The following is a 16458-nucleotide window of genomic DNA, read 5'->3' on the forward strand; positions in this document are numbered from 1 at the left end:
GTTTTCCTTTTTTTTAATGGATTTATTTAGAAAATAACGTTTTAATTTTATTACGAGTAAGTAATAAAACACCGCCTAATACAGATAGCATTCCTAGAGCCATATTGTTTGATTGCTCGCTACCAGCGTTAGGAAGTTCTTTAGCGTTATTGTTTTTAGTACCATTATCTGCTTGCGTTTGTTTAGACTGTGATACTTCATTAATCTTGTTATCAACATTTTGCTTCGTTGTATGTAACTCAGCTAATTTGTCGTCAATTTTTTTCTCAGTATGCTTAAAGTCATTGATTTTAATATCTAGGTCTTGTTTTTTCTTTGTTAAATCGTCTGAAACAGTTTGTTTCGATTGTTTAATTTCGTTAATTTTATTGATTAAATCTTGTCTAGCTTCTTGTAAAACAGCTAGTTTGTTTTTTACATCTTGTTTAGCTAATTCTAAGTTAGCGGAAAGACTGTCTAAATTGCCTTTAATTTTCTTAAGTTCCTCTAACGTGTTACCAGTATTCGGCTTGTTTTCTTTTAGTTCAGCGAGTTTGTCCTCAGCAGTTTGTTTCGCTTTCTTTAACTCAGCTAATTTTTCATCTACTTGTTTTTTAACTTCCTTAAGTTCATTAACCTTTTGATCAATGTTCTCTTTATGTTGCTTCATTTCATTCACTTTTTCATCGACAGTTTGTTTATGTTCTTTAATCTCATTCACTTTGTTATCGATATTTTGCTTATGTTCTTTTACTTCAGCAACTTTATCTTCTACTTGTTTTTTATGCTCTTTAATTTCAGCGATTTTATCTTCGGCGATTTGTTTGTCTTGCTGAAGTTTTGCATCTAGTTCTTGTTTATGCTGTTTAACTTCGTTAATTTTTTCATCAGCAACTTGTTTACGTTCATGTAGTTCATTCACCTTTGTATCAACATTTTCCTTAACTTTGTTAAGTTCATTTAATGTTTGATCCACGTTTTCTTTGTGTTGCTGTAATTTCGCATCTAACTCTTGTTTATGTTGCTTAATTTCAGCTAATCGATCTCCCGTACTTTGCTGAGGAGTAGCATCATTTACTTTCGCATGAGCAGAGTTCGCGCCAGCAATCATTGCTAAAGCTAGTGTAGACGCAGCAATTGTTTGTTTTGTTTTCATATTTTTGTACCTCTTTTCTTTCATATGCATGAGCTGTTTTGTGTGAAATTGAGCATATAGAAGTAGATTCTTCCATCATTATATACCATCTGCGCCGTCTAGAGGAAGTATTTGTATAATAATCTATGATTATGTAATTTTTATAATCTCTTATTTCGGATAGGGGAGTACTCTTTAGCGATATGAATAATTTTTAATGTAGTAGAGTTTACATCCTTACTATTACGAATAACAAGCAAATAATCAGCTTCATTTTCTACAGGATCTACTACGTCTTCATGTAGTGATTCAGCTTGTTGGCGATGGAGGACTTCTTTGAAACTGGAATAGTTCCCCCTAAAAATATTTGTACTTCGTTTACTAAGGCCCACTCTTTCATAAAGTACATCATCTGGGATGTCAAAGTGAACTAATATGCGTACATATTCATTCTGTGGAAATAATTCGTTTAGTAAATAGAACCTTCCGTTTTTACTGCGATTGGAATTACAAATAATAAGGTGTAAATTTGAATGTTCTTTCGCATAATCAACAATGAATTTTGAAAGACCGTGCTTTAGTGTATTTGAACCTTCTGTCGGCTGTAATTTTTCATAATGTGTGTTAATAAATTCAGCTTGGTTGTCTTGGTCCATAATAAAAGAATTAGGTAACTCTTTTTCTAGCTCTTTTGCAAATGTAGTTTTTCCACTGTGTGTTTTTCCAACTGTAATGATGACTAATCTTTTCATGATGCCCTCCATTTGTATTGTTATGAACTGGAATATTCGGTGTAGATCGAAATCTTCCTGCTAGAGATTACACAAATTGTTGGAGCGTTAGTAGGCTGAAAACTTGACGAAAAAACTTATTTATGCTATAATTTACCAATATAAAAATAAGGTGTATAATAGGGTTCTCCTGGCCAGGGGAACCCTATTTTTGTTGTGAAAATGAAGGAGAGTGTATGTGCGTGAAACAAGGTGAAGCAAGTGTAACGTCGTTAGTATCAGCATTCGGAAGGGCGTATCATAGTGAATTTGATAATCCTAAAATCTTTGATGATTATGTAGCTAAAGATTTCATTTCACAAAAAGAACGTAACAATATTGAAACGAACATGGTTCAAGGGATTCACTTTTTCAATACAGACATTGCAGAGCAGTTTCAAGACAATCCAAAAGAAATATTAAAATGGATTACACAAGTTCAATTATCGCCAACACCTTTAGCACGTGCCGCATATTGTGAAAGAGTATTACTACATGAAATTACATTAGGAGCGAAACAATACGTCATACTCGGTGCAGGCTTAGATACGTTCAGTTTTAGACACCGAGAATTAAAAAATAAAATAGAAATATTTGAAGTGGATCATCCTTCTACGCAGGCGTTTAAGAAGGAAAGAATAAAAGAAGTAGAACTTGAAGTTCCAAATAACCTTCATTTTGTTTCAATGGATTTCACGAAAGGATTTTCCAGTGAACAGTTACGGAATGAAGGATTTGAAAATAAAAAGACTTTCTTTAGCCTATTAGGTGTTACGTACTATTTAACGAAAGAGGAGCTTTCTAGTTTAATAGTACGTTTATTTGCGATGGTTCCAGAGGGGAGTTCTATCGTTTTTGATTATCCAGATGAAAACTTATTTACAGAAAAGGGACTGTCCAATCGAGTGGAAAATATGGTAAAAATGGCTGCAGTAGGCGGAGAACCGATGAAATCGTGTTTTTCTTACGCTGAAATGGAAGCACTGTTAGAGAAGGCGGGCTTACTTATTTATGAGCATTTATCACCAGAGGATATAAATACATTATATTTTGAAGGAAGAAATGATTATTTAGAAGCTTTTGAAACGGTGCATTATGTGCATGCGGTGAAGAGGTAGGAAATTAGTAGGCATGGAGAGGAATCTCTGTGTCTTTTTTTATAAAAAAGGAAATGAGCTGTAGTGGTGGAAAATATAATTATAAATATATTGATATACATATTACATATTATATAAATATATAATATGTATGAATTGATTTTTTGTAGAAACTAAAGGAAAGGGGAAATAGAAGATGTTGAAATTACAAGGGAAATATAATGAAGCAAAAGTGTTTACTACGAATGTTGAAGAAACTGCAGCAGGTCAAATTATTGATCTTTGTAACCAAGAATTCGTAAAGGATAGCAAGATTTGTATTATGCCAGATACACATGCGGGCGCAGGTTGTACGATTGGGACAACAATGACGATTCAAGATAAAATTGTTCCTAATTTAGTCGGGGTTAACTAATCGGCTCAGACCTTAAACTACTCACTCAATTGACTGGGAACCCTAACGATAAAAGGCGAGGGTAATCAGCAGCCAGTGGTTATGGTGACATAATCGAATGGTTCAGAGACTTGTACCATGTTAGCAGACTAAGGTACAGAATTATTCCTCATCCATTTTGAATTGAAGAGGAATAATTAATACGGTGAGCCTACAGTAGAGGCTGCATATCTCGATGACTGTAGAGAAGGTATAGTCCACTCTTTCAGGAAACTGAGAGGTAAGTACGATATTGGTTGTGGCATGGAAGTTGTGATGATTAATAAGAAAAAAGAGGAAATCAACTTCGATCACTTAGACGAAACGATACGTAAATTTGTCCCAAGTGGTTTTCGTATTCGAGATAAGGAACATAGATTTTCAAAAATGATTGATTTTGATAGTGTAAGAGCCCCGTTTACATTGCAACGTGCTCAAAAAAGTATTGGTACACTTGGCGGGGGCAATCATTTTGTCGAACTGAATGAGGATGATGGAGGAAATGTATACATTGTTATTCATAGTGGTTCGCGTAATTTAGGGAAACAAGTAGCAGAGTATTATCAAAACTTTGCTTACGAGCAACTTATAAACGTTAAATCTATTAAAGAAGAAATTATTGAGCGTTTAACGAAAGAAGGCAGACAACAAGAAATACATGAAGCTTTACGTGAAATTAAGAAACCGGTGATTCGTAAAGAGTTAGCTTATTTAGAAGGACAAGGATTTAAAGATTACATGAATGATATGAAAATTGCACAAAAATATGCGGAGTTAAATCGTAAAGCAATGATTGATGAAATCGTCACTACAATGGATTGGAAAGTAACAGATCAATTCACTACAATCCATAACTACATCGATATGGACAATATGATTCTAAGAAAAGGTGCTATTTCAGCTCAGAAAGATGAACGAGTAATCATTCCAATCAATATGAGAGATGGTTCAATCATTGCATTTGGTAAAGGAAATCCAGATTGGAACTTTTCTGGCCCTCATGGAGCAGGGCGTATTATGAGTCGCAAGAAGGCGAAAGAAGTACTTAACTTAGAGGATTTTCAAAATACAATGACAGAGGTTTGGACTACATCTGTTGCAGAAAGTACTTTAGATGAAGCACCAATGGTATATAAGCCAATGGATGAAATTATTGAGAATACAAAAGAAACAATTGATATTAAACATATTATTAAGCCACTTTACAATTTTAAGGCTAATTAAAAGAGGAGTAACGTTTATTAAAGAAAGAGAACTTGAAAAGATAGCATATTTTGTGGCGGTTATATAACAGAGATAAAAAGAAAACATATTAAACTAAGAGATTCATCATATTCATTTACATTTATGTAATGTTAAAGACTAGAAAGCTAGATTGGCGCGAATTGCTAATGTGGAGTGTGAAAAAAAGACAAAATATCTTAAAAAACACTTAATTTTTTATTCCATTAATCTTTACAATCTCCCCCTATAATGTGAATTGGACAAGCACCTAAGAGAAAGCAGAACATGTCAGTTTGTACATTCTATTATTAGGGGGAGAATTTGTATGAAAAAGACAGTTGCTTCGTTAGCAGTTATGGCGGCATTATTACCGACGTTTTCAGTGCATGCGGAAGGGAAAGAGCAAGTCCGAAAATCAGCTACAACTTTTAACGTTATTAGTGATATTCAAGGGGATTTAGGGGATTTTGATCATGTGCTAAAAGATATGAACAAAGTGACGCCACTTTCTAGAGCGCTTATTATGAATGGGGATATAACGCCGACTGGACAACAGTCACAATATGATGATGTAAAGCGTGTGTTAAATAAAAATAAGCATCCGGAAAATGTATGGTCTACTGTTGGGAATCATGAGTTTTATGCTGGGAAATGGACAGCGGATGGGAAACTCTCTCAAATTACATGGCCAAATGGTGTAACTGAGGAAACTTTATTTAATCGCTATCTGAAATTTAGTGGACAAGAAAAGGTATATCATAAAAAAGAATTAGATGGATATCCACTTTTATTTTTAGGAACTGAAAAATATATGAAATACCACGATTCAAAAATGTGGGACGAAGTATATATGAGTGATGAGCAATTAGGTTGGTTAAAACAAAATTTAGAAGAGTATAGTCAAAAAGATAAAAATAAGCCAATCTTTATTTTCTCTCATCACGTTTTACCTGATACAGTATCTGGATCAAGACAATCACCATATTTACAAGATTATTTAAACGTGGATAAATTGTACGATATATTAAAAGACTATCCGCAGGTTGTTTTCTTCACGAGTCATACACATTGGGATTTAAACTTACCTGACTGGGCTGGTAAAAAGAAAATTACAGGCGGAGATAAAAAAGGTTTCACTGTTGTAAATACGGGCGGGATTGAAACAGGCTGGATGTCAGCAGGACCAAATGGGGGAGAGAAAACTGCTCCAGATGGCTATTCATTTAAACAAGGGTTACAAGTGAAAGCATATGGTAACGATGTAATTGTGACAGCTTACGATTACAAACGTGATAAGGATATAAAGAAGTTATTAATTAGTGATTCAAAAATTGCGCAGATGGCACCAAATGTAACGGCAGATGATCGTAAAAATATAATTGTCGGTGCAAATGAATATATGGAGTATTCTATAGAAGGAACGAATGAGTGGCATACGTATAGTCAAGCAAATCCTCCGAAATTTGATGGAGATAAAACTGTATACGTACGTCATAAAGGTGAAATGAATTTAGAGCCGGGATTAACGCAGTTACTTCGTTTTTCGGTAAATAAGTGATTGGAGAGAGTCCACATTTGAATGTGTGGGCTCTTTTTTTGTTGATGAGAAAGTGTCGTTTTTTGTCGATAGATCGATATATTAAGAAAATCGTTGATATACTGCAAGTTACGATCGATATATTTGAAAAATCGTTGATATATTGTAAGTAATGAACGATATATTTAAAAAATCGTTGATATAAATTTCATGTACCGTAATTAAGTTAAAATCATTAATACGGTTTTACTTATCAAAATGAAATTCTAATACATTTTTAACCGAGAAAGATGACTTCACCATTTTTACGTGTAATAATAGTAACGTTACATATATTGCGAAAGAAGTACAAAAGGAGCGTTACAATGAATTTAGCTAAATTCCCGAGAAAAAAATATACAGAATCATATACACCAATTGAAAAGTTAAACAATTTTTCTGAAGCACTTGGTGGCCCGACTATTTATTTTAAACGAGATGATTTACTTGGTTTAACAGCCGGTGGTAATAAGACGAGAAAGTTAGAATTTTTAGTTGCGGATGCACAGGAAAAGGGTGCAGATACGTTAATTACAGCTGGTGGTATTCAGTCAAATCATTGCCGCCTGACACTTGCTGCTGCGGTAAAAGAAAAAATGAAATGTATTCTTGTATTAGAGGAAGGGCTTGAGCCAGAAGAGAAGAGAGACTTTAACGGAAACTATTTCTTATATCACTTATTAGGTGCTGAAAACGTCATTGTTGTACCGAACGGAGCAGACCTGATGGAAGAGATGCATAAAGTAGCACAAGAAGTAAGTGGAAAAGGTAGTACACCATATGTAATTCCAGTTGGTGGATCAAACCCTACGGGCGCAATGGGATACGTTGCTTGTGCCCAAGAAATTATGGCGCAATCATTTGAGCAAGGAATTGATTTCAGTTCAGTTGTTTGCGTAAGCGGTAGCGCTGGTATGCATGCGGGTTTAATTACTGGTTTTTCTGGAACGCAAAGCCATATTCCTGTAATCGGGATTAACGTAAGTAGAGGAAAAGCTGAGCAAGAAGAGAAAGTAGCAAAACTTGTAGATGAAACTTCAGCACACGTTGGTATTCCAAACTTTATCCCGCGCGACGCTGTTACGTGCTTTGATGAATATGTAGGGCCAGGCTATGCGTTACCAACGCCGGAAATGGTAGAGGCAGTTCAGTTACTTGCGAAAACAGAAGGTATTTTACTTGATCCAGTGTATACAGGTAAGGCGGTAGCGGGATTAATCGACTTAATTAGAAAAGGTAAATTTAATAAGGAAGACAATATTTTATTCGTACATTCAGGTGGTTCACCAGCTTTATATGCGAATACGTCTCTATTTGCGTAAGTGTAAAAAGCATTGGGTATCCAATGCTTTTTTGTTATATACTGGGATTATCGGGAAGTAGGAGAATTAAAATTTAAAATGGATCATATATACGGTACTCGGCATTTTTATTCTATTGATCTTATTTATAGGTTACGGAGTGTATTTGTATTTCACATCTTAAAAGAAAGATCATAATAGAAGGAACCATTTAGTAAGAAATATCGAATGAGAAGTAATCGTGAAATAGTAAAGAATATGTTCACGGCTAAAAGAGGAGTTGTTTAAAAAACTCTCCGCATCGTTATGTAGTGTTAATAAGAAGAAGTAGAAGGTAGAAGTAAATCTAAATCTAAATAAAACCAAAAAGGGATAAATAGGAAAATGTAGAATCTTTATATATAAGATGTTCTGAATTTTTAGATATAAGGTAGAGTGGAGGAAGAAAGATGATTCAATTTCCTATGGAAGATGCTGAACAATTTTTTAGATCCTATAGTATTGGTAGGTTTACAGTTAGTGAAGATGAAGGGAAATTAATTTTTAGTACAAACTTAAATGGTCATTCTAATTTATGGGCGATGGATTTACCCAATTTATCCCCTTATCCATTAACATATTGTAATCAATCAAGCAATTTTATTAAAATGGATTCTTTAAATCAATTTATTTTAGCTGGATTTGATAAAGATGGGGATGAAAATTATCATATTTATGCATTAAAACCAGAGGGTGGTGGATTGCTTGAATTGATTCCAGCAGGAGAGACAGAAAAGGATTACTTTGTGCATTTAACAGAGGATGGGGAACGATTATACTATGTCACAAGTAAAGATAACCCAATGTTCTTAAACTCTCGTTGTTATAATATACGCACAAAAGAAGATACGCTGTTGTTAACTGGTGTGGAGACACCTACATATGTAGAGGCAGTAAGTCCGAATGAATCAAGTTACATTGTTTTAAAGTCATATAGTAATACATATAATGTAGGACATGTAAAAAAGGGAGAAGAACTTATTTGTATAGTACCTTCCAGTGAGAAAGAACATACTATAGGGTCCATTTGTTATATTGATGAAAATACAGTGATTTTTGTTACAAATTATGAAGAAGAGTTTTCCTATGTAGCTTCTTTTGATTTAAATAAACAGGAATTCAAACCAATCTGTAAAATAGAGAAGGAAGATATATCTGATATAAAATGGCATGCTGAAACAAAAAATGGCTACATTGTTTCGTCGAAAGGTGTTACAGATAGGTTATATAAATTTGTATGGGATAAAAAAGAGTTAATTCTATTGAATTCTCCGGTAGATACGATAAGTCAAATTGAAATTACAAAATCGGAAAATTTATATTTACTAGGTGAAAGTGCGACGAAAACAGCAAACATCTATTACAAGAAAAATAGAGATACAGAATGGGCAGCATTAACAAAAAACTATGTTATTGGTCTATCTGAATCTTCTTTTGTTGAACCGAATGTTATAACATATGCCTCTTTTGATGGGTTAAACATAGAAGCATTATTATTCCGGGCGAAAGGAGAAGTACAAAACGGATATACAATATTTTGGCCTCATGGTGGTCCACAAAGTGCTGAGACGAAAGATTTCAGAGCATTATTTCAATATTTATTAAGGCAGGGATATAATATTTTTGCGCCAAACTTTAGAGGTAGTACAAGATATGGTTCAACGTTTACAAAAATGATTGAAGGTGATTGGGGGGAAGCACCGCGTTTAGATTGTGTAGCAGGGATCGAATGGTTATTTGAACAGGGGATATCAACTCCTGATAAATTATTTGTTATGGGCGGTAGTTATGGAGGATATATGACCTTATTGCTTCACGGGCGTCATTCAGAGTATTTCCGTGCAGCCATTGACATTTTTGGACCTAGCAATTTATTTAGTTTTATCGAATCTATGCCTGAAAATTGGAAACCGCTCGCAGTTAATTTAATAGGTGATATTAATAATGATAAAGATAAGCTTATACAAGATTCACCAATTACTTACTTAAATCAAATGAATAAACCACTCCTTATCATCCAAGGGGCAAATGATCCACGAGTTGTAAAGGAAGAATCGGATCAAATTTTTCACGCGTTGCAAGAACAAGGAGTAGATGTAGAATACCTAGTATTAGACGATGAAGGGCATGGATTTTCAAAAAAAGAAAATGAAATATATGTATATCGTCGCATAACAGAATTTTTAGCAAAGCATAAGTAAAAGAAATGGCATTTTATGGGGTATGATCATATCGCTATCAGGCTGAAAATGCAGAGAAATGAAAATGAAATTATTGAATAAATAAGAATGAAACAACTTAATCGTTACGTAACAAAAACGCTATTCTTTCCCTAGAATCATAGGAAAGGATAGCGTTTTTGTTGTGAACTTATTGATTTTGTATGAACTGAAATTGTTGTCTAAAGAGTTGCAACAGATTTTTTTATAAATTGAAAGACAAGGAGACGAACTTGGATGGAGTATTGGAAGCACACAATAAATATATTGAGGAGTACATGTTTGAAAACATTAAATCAATGGAAAATGAAATATTTTGTTGGAATGTCTGAGCTGCGGACCAATTCTATCACTTTAATTAACTAAAAGAAGAACTTCCCCATCCCGATTAGACTACTGATCATTCCTATTCCACTCATGGTGCCTTTTCCTGCTGTAAGTAAGTTTCCAAGCATTCCTAGCTGACCGTTACCTCCGTTATTTCCCCATCCCATTGGGGCCCACGGACCACCCCATCCTGGAGGGTTTCCAAAAACACCCGAGTTATTGGTATTGAAATTAAAGGGCTTGGCTGGCGGCGATAGTAAAGCGGCAAGATGACCTTGTGCGAACATCCCTGTATGATTGAATGGTTGAGCCCAGGGGAAGGGAGGTTTTTGAAAATTAAAACCTGCATGACCTGGTAATGGAGGCCAATTAGTAGGGTGACCTTGTGGCATTATCCCTGCATAATTGATTGGTTTCCCCCAAGAGAAGGGAGGGGGTTGGGGAGTGAATCCCGTATAATTGGCTGATGAATCCCAACTAACTGGATAGACTCGGTAACTCCAATTCTCAGGAATCTTCAAATCATTCATTACCTCAGATTTAGTTATTTCGGGCTGTGAATACAATGAAATTTGGTTAGTATATTGTTCCCTGTTTCCCTTTGAATTCAAATACCAATATTGGTGCATACGCTTATTCTCCTCACTTTAAAAATGTAATGTTAGACTTAGCCTATGTAATATTCCTTTTTATGGATGGTTACATAACTAGATCTACAAGCCTGTATTTAAAGGAATGGGTGTGTGGCCTTGTTGATTTAAAGTTTCACTTTATTTTAGAAGGGTATTTTCAGTTGCTTCTTTTATATATTTCAGCCTAATTTAATTTCCGTTAACAAACGTTTTTATAAAGGTTTAATCAACAAAAAGATTTTAAAATGTTATGTTGAGCAAGTGGAATTGCTAAAAAGAGAATATCCATTCGAAGAGTGTGGCAAAATACTGTAAGAGTAATGTTTTCTTGTGCAAATATGTAAACGATTTAAACGAATCAATGAAATTTATAATGAAGGGGCAATTAAATATATGAGTGAAACATTACATAAAAGAAAACCACCATATTTAATGCTTGTAATCCTTTTTATTGGGGCATTTGTTTCATTTCTAAATAACTCGCTTTTAAATGTAGCATTGCCATCAATAATGAAAGATTTAGACATTCAAGATTATTCAACGATCCAGTGGCTTTCTACAGGGTATATGCTTGTAAGTGGTATATTAATTCCAGCATCAGCATTTTTAATAACGCGTTTCTCGAATAGAAGCCTATTTATTACATCTATGGTGATTTTTATTCTTGGTACTGCCTTAGCGGCTGTAGCGCCAAATTTTGGTTTATTACTTACTGGTCGGATGGTTCAAGCGGCAGGCTCTTCAGTTATGGGGCCTTTGTTAATGAATATTATGCTAGTAAGCTTTCCAAGAGAAAAAAGGGGAACAGCAATGGGGATTTTTGGACTAGTTATGATTACAGCTCCAGCAATTGGACCGACACTATCAGGTTATATTGTAGAGTATTATGACTGGCGTTTGCTTTTTGAAATGATTTTACCGTTAGCAATCATTAGCTTACTGTTAGGGATTTGGAAATCTGAGAATGTCATGAAACAAAACAAAAATGCAAAACTTGATTATCTCTCATTACTATTATCTTCTGTCGGTTTTGGCGGTTTGTTATATGGATTCAGTTCTGCAAGCTCCGATGGTTGGACAAATAAAGTTGTCTTAACAACCTTAACCATAGGCGCTATTGCCCTAATTGCTTTTATTATCCGCCAATTAAAAATGGATGAGCCGTTATTGGATTTACGTGTTTACAAGTACCCAATGTTTGCACTTGCGTCTGTAATTGCAATTGTCAACGCGGTGGCCATGTTTTCGGGTATGATTTTAACACCAGCCTATGTACAAAACGTCCGTGGTATTTCACCGCTGAGCTCTGGGCTGATGATGCTTCCAGGTGCGGTAATAATGGGGGTTATGTCACCAATTACAGGTAAACTATTTGATACATATGGCCCTCGTATTCTTGGCGTAGTAGGGCTTTCCATTACAGCTGTTTCAACTTATATGCTGGCAAACCTGCAAATCGACTCTAGTCACACACATATTATTCTTATTTATACGTTGCGGATGTTTGGGATGGCGATGGTGATGATGCCACTTATGACAAATGGCCTTAATCAATTGCCAACTCGCTTAAACCCGCACGGTACGGCTGTTAATAATACAGCTCAACAAGTGTCCGGTTCGATTGGTACTGCTATTCTTGTTACGATTATGAATTCTGTAACAAAAACAAAAGCTGAAAGTCTAATGTCTGATATAGATCCAACAACCTTTACAGAAACTACGAAGGCAATAGTAACTCAGAAAGCTTTATTATCTGGAATTCAATATTCATTCTATGTAGCGCTTGGCATGAATGTTGTTGCCCTACTATTAGTTTTTTTCGTTAAACGTGTAGATACAAGTGCGGAAGCTGTCGAGAAGTTAAATCGGTAGAGAAGAATAAAACGCTAGATAATGATTCCTACAATTTTTTTTGCTGCTAAGGCGCCGATATTTAAAGCTGGAAAAGAACTGAAAGAAGCAGTGAAATAATTATATTTAGTGAAAGAGGACCTGATGTTCATATCAGGTCCTCTTTCATTAGTAACACGGTATACTTGCTTATCGTATTGGTTTAACTAAACTACTGATTTTTCGAATACTACAATCTTAAGCTCGTCAACTTCTCTATTTTGGGGTGTTTTAGAAGAAAATAAATCAAAATGATCGTTTTATAAACAAATGCAAGAGATGAGATCCGTTTGCAAATTCTCATAAACATTATAATTTTATCTTATCTTTTAACACCAATATTAAAAGGATCCAATTATATTTATTCGCTTCATTTTAATTTAGTATTTTTCTACAAGTTATAAATCTAATTGCCAAGCTTATACTCAATATCATAATCATGAATAGTTAGGGAAAAGATAAAATAAGGTAATCAATTACATATCTATATCCCAGGCGATTAATTACTATTTCCTTTTTATTAAATGGGATATTTTATTTCATGCTTTTTTGAAAGGGTGTTTTAAATGGAAAAAAAAGTATCTGTCATTCCTCAGCCGAAAACATATGGACCGCTGGGTAATCTCCCATTAATCGATAAAGATAAACCGACTCTATCGTTTATTAAGCTGGCGGAAGAGTATGGTCCTATTTTTCGAATTCAAACTTTAAGTGATACCATCATTGTCGTTTCTGGACATGAACTGGTAGCAGAAATCTGTGATGAAACACGGTTCGATAAAAGTATAGAGGGTGCTTTAGCAAAGGTTCGTGCTTTTGCTGGAGACGGATTATTTACAAGCGAGACCCACGAGCCTAACTGGAAAAAAGCTCATAATATTTTGATGCCTACATTCAGCCAACGGGCAATGAAAGATTATCATGCTATGATGGTCGATATTGCCGTACAACTCGTTCAAAAATGGGCACGACTTAATCCGAATGAAAACGTAGATGTTACAGGGGATATGACTCGCCTTACACTAGATACAATTGGTCTATGTGGTTTTAATTATCGATTTAATAGCTTTTATCGTGAGACCCCTCATCCTTTTATCACTAGCATGAGCCGTGCTCTAGATGAGGCGATGCACCAATTACAGCGACTGGATATAGAAGACAAACTCATGTGGAGAACGAAACGTCAATTTCAGCATGATATCCAATCTATGTTTTCTTTAGTAGATAATATTATTGCTGAACGTAAAAATAGTGGAGATCAGGAAGAAAATGATTTACTTTCCCGTATGTTAAATGTACAGGATCCGGAAACTGGTGAAAAATTAGATGATGAAAATATTCGTTTCCAAATTATTACCTTTTTAATAGCTGGGCATGAGACAACAAGTGGATTGTTATCTTTTGCAATTTACTTTTTATTAAAGAATCCAGATAAATTGAAAAAAGCTTATGAAGAAGTAGACCGAGTTTTGAAAGATCTGACTCCAACATACCAACAAGTTATGAAACTAAAGTATATCCGGATGATTTTAAATGAATCGCTACGTCTATGGCCTACTGCTCCAGCATTCAGTCTGTATGCAAAAGAAGATACGGTGATTGGTGGGAAATATCCAATTAAGAAAGGAGAAGATCGTATTTCTGTTCTTATTCCTCAGCTACATAGGGATAAAGACGCATGGGGAGACAATGTGGAAGAATTCCAACCTGAACGATTTGAAGATCCAGATAAAGTCCCTCATCATGCCTATAAGCCATTTGGAAATGGTCAGCGTGCATGTATCGGTATGCAGTTTGCACTTCATGAAGCCACACTCGTAATGGGAATGCTTCTTCAACATTTTGAATTCATTGATTATCAAGACTATCAGTTGGATGTAAAACAAACATTAACGCTAAAGCCTGGTGATTTTAAAATTAGGATTGTACCCCGAAATCAAACTATTAGCCATACTACTGTTCTTGCGCCTACAGAGGAGAAACTGAAAAAACATGAAATCGAACAGCACGTTCAGAAGACTCCTTCTATTATTGGAGCCGATAATCTTTCCCTTCTTGTTCTGTATGGCTCGGATACAGGGGTAGCAGAAGGTATTGCAAGAGAACTAGCAGATACAGCTGGTTTAGAAGGTGTTCAAACGGAAGTAGCAGCTCTTAACGATCGAATTGGAAGTCTACCGAAAGAAGGGGCGGTTCTTATTGTAACTTCTTCTTATAATGGAAAGCCGCCAAGTAATGCCGGACAGTTTGTGCAGTGGTTGGAGGAATTAAAACCGGATGAGCTAAAAGGTGTTCAATACGCAGTTTTTGGTTGTGGAGATCATAATTGGGCTAGTACTTATCAGCGAATTCCAAGATACATTGATGAGCAAATGGCTCAAAAAGGAGCAAAGAGATTCTCTAAACGCGGAGAAGGGGATGCAAGTGGTGATTTTGAGGAACAGCTCGAGCAATGGAAACAAAGTATGTGGTCTGATGCGATGAAGACATTTGGATTGGAACTTAACAAAAACATGGAGAAAGAACGCAGTACATTAAGTTTACAATTTGTTAGTCGTCTTGGAGGATCTCCTCTTGCGCGAACATATGAAGCAGTATATGCATCTGTATTAGAAAATCGTGAACTCCAATCATCTAGCAGTGAACGAAGCACTCGACATATTGAGGTATCCTTGCCAGAAGGTGCTACGTATCAAGAAGGAGACCACCTTGGAGTGCTGCCAATTAATAGTGAGAAAAATGTCAACCGAATTTTAAAACGCTTTGGATTAAATGGGAAGGATCAGGTCATACTGAGTGCAAGTGGACGAAGTATAAATCACATACCTTTAGACAGTCCTGTTAGTTTATTTGACCTTCTTAGTTATAGTGTCGAAGTTCAAGAAGCAGCCACTCGAGCACAAATACGAGAAATGGTGGCATTCACAGTATGCCCTCCTCATAAAAAGGAATTGGAATCATTATTGGAAGAAGGAGTTTATCATGAACAAATATTAAAGAAACGTATTTCAATGTTGGATCTTCTTGAAAAGTATGAGGCTTGTGAAATCCAATTTGAACGTTTTTTAGAACTTCTTCCGGCGCTCAAACCGCGTTACTATTCTATTTCAGGCTCTCCACTCGTTGCACAGGATCGTCTGAGCATTACGGTTGGTGTTGTGAATGCGCCTGCATGGAGTGGGGAAGGGACATATGAAGGAGTCGCTTCTAATTATTTAGCTCAGCGTCATAATAAAGATGAGATTATCTGTTTCATTCGAACGCCACAATCAAACTTTCAATTACCTGAAAATCCAGAAACACCAATTATTATGGTTGGGCCAGGTACTGGCATTGCACCATTCCGTGGATTCTTGCAAGCACGTCGTGTTCAAAAGCAAAAAGGTATGAACTTAGGACAAGCGCATCTATATTTTGGTTGTCGTCATCCTGAAAAAGATTATCTCTATCGTACAGAACTAGAAAATGATGAAAGAGATGGATTAATCTCTTTACACACAGCTTTTTCTCGTCTAGAGGGACATCCAAAAACATATGTACAGCATTTAATAAAACAAGATAGAATCAATTTAATTTCGTTATTAGATAATGGAGCTCATCTTTATATATGTGGTGATGGAAGTAAAATGGCTCCGGATGTAGAAGATACCCTTTGTCAAGCATATCAAGAAATTCATGAAGTCAGTGAACAAGAAGCAAGAAATTGGTTGGATCGTGTGCAAGATGAAGGGCGATATGGAAAAGATGTTTGGGCTGGTATATGAATGTTTCTTAATTAGATACATATTAACTAATGAACTTCTTTCGAATAAATTTCACTTTATTAGTATAGTGTA

Annotated in this window: 11 protein-coding genes; 8 read left to right on the plus strand and 3 right to left on the minus strand. The window is 35.3% G+C overall.

What is annotated here, in order from left to right:
- Positions 1-22: 22 nt before the first annotated feature.
- The gene (locus tag C4S65_RS04720; RefSeq protein WP_098838694.1) at positions 23-1135 is read right to left on the minus strand and encodes an LPXTG cell wall anchor domain-containing protein; all 1113 of its coding nucleotides are present in this window, start codon (positions 1133-1135) and stop codon (positions 23-25) included.
- A 140-nt stretch (positions 1136-1275) separates the two neighbouring features.
- A complete protein-coding gene (locus C4S65_RS04725) occupies positions 1276-1866 on the minus strand; it encodes an AAA family ATPase (protein WP_086406988.1) in 591 nt (196 codons plus the stop codon).
- A 215-nt stretch (positions 1867-2081) separates the two neighbouring features.
- Between C4S65_RS04725 and C4S65_RS04730 the strand changes: the two genes are divergently transcribed.
- The 6 genes from C4S65_RS04730 to C4S65_RS04760 all read left to right on the plus strand — a co-directional run bounded on the left by C4S65_RS04730 (position 2082) and on the right by C4S65_RS04760 (position 9755).
- Positions 2082-3002 carry a class I SAM-dependent methyltransferase gene (locus tag C4S65_RS04730; RefSeq protein WP_086406989.1) on the plus strand — a complete coding sequence of 307 codons (921 nt, stop codon included), beginning with the start codon at positions 2082-2084 and terminating at the stop codon, positions 3000-3002.
- 175 nt (positions 3003-3177) lie between these two features.
- Positions 3178-3396 carry an RtcB family protein gene (locus C4S65_RS04735; RefSeq protein WP_000916238.1) on the plus strand — a complete coding sequence of 73 codons (219 nt, stop codon included), beginning with the start codon at positions 3178-3180 and terminating at the stop codon, positions 3394-3396.
- Positions 3397-3678: 282 nt separating this feature from the next.
- Positions 3679-4638 (plus strand): RNA-splicing ligase RtcB, encoded by a 960-nt coding sequence (locus C4S65_RS04740; RefSeq protein ID WP_000454384.1) that lies wholly within the window; start codon positions 3679-3681, stop codon positions 4636-4638.
- A gap of 325 nt (positions 4639-4963) precedes the next feature.
- On the plus strand, positions 4964-6196 hold the full coding sequence (locus tag C4S65_RS04745) for a DUF4073 domain-containing protein (protein ID WP_086406990.1): 1233 nt from the start codon (positions 4964-4966) through the stop codon (positions 6194-6196).
- 344 nt (positions 6197-6540) lie between these two features.
- Positions 6541-7536 (plus strand): D-cysteine desulfhydrase, encoded by a 996-nt coding sequence (locus C4S65_RS04750; protein WP_001046607.1) that lies wholly within the window; start codon positions 6541-6543, stop codon positions 7534-7536.
- Positions 7537-7964: 428 nt separating this feature from the next.
- Positions 7965-9755 carry a prolyl oligopeptidase family serine peptidase gene (locus C4S65_RS04760; protein ID WP_000614105.1) on the plus strand — a complete coding sequence of 597 codons (1791 nt, stop codon included), beginning with the start codon at positions 7965-7967 and terminating at the stop codon, positions 9753-9755.
- 380 nt (positions 9756-10135) lie between these two features.
- Here the strand turns inward: C4S65_RS04760 and C4S65_RS04765 are convergent, their stop codons facing one another.
- Complete coding sequence (locus C4S65_RS04765; RefSeq protein ID WP_098285820.1) at positions 10136-10729, minus strand: hypothetical protein; 594 nt, start codon at positions 10727-10729, stop codon at positions 10136-10138.
- Between the two features lie 396 nt (positions 10730-11125).
- On the opposite strand from C4S65_RS04765, the gene C4S65_RS04770 reads away from it, so the two are divergent.
- A complete protein-coding gene (locus C4S65_RS04770) occupies positions 11126-12604 on the plus strand; it encodes a DHA2 family efflux MFS transporter permease subunit (RefSeq protein WP_000005104.1) in 1479 nt (492 codons plus the stop codon).
- Between the two features lie 584 nt (positions 12605-13188).
- A complete protein-coding gene (gene cypD, locus C4S65_RS04775) occupies positions 13189-16386 on the plus strand; it encodes a bifunctional P-450/NADPH--P450 reductase (protein ID WP_103945145.1) in 3198 nt (1065 codons plus the stop codon).
- Positions 16387-16458 lie beyond the last annotated feature (72 nt).

The sequence above is a fragment of the Bacillus sp. ok061 genome (assembly GCF_900108285.1).
Lineage (GTDB): Bacteria > Bacillota > Bacilli > Bacillales > Bacillaceae_G > Bacillus_A > Bacillus_A thuringiensis_S.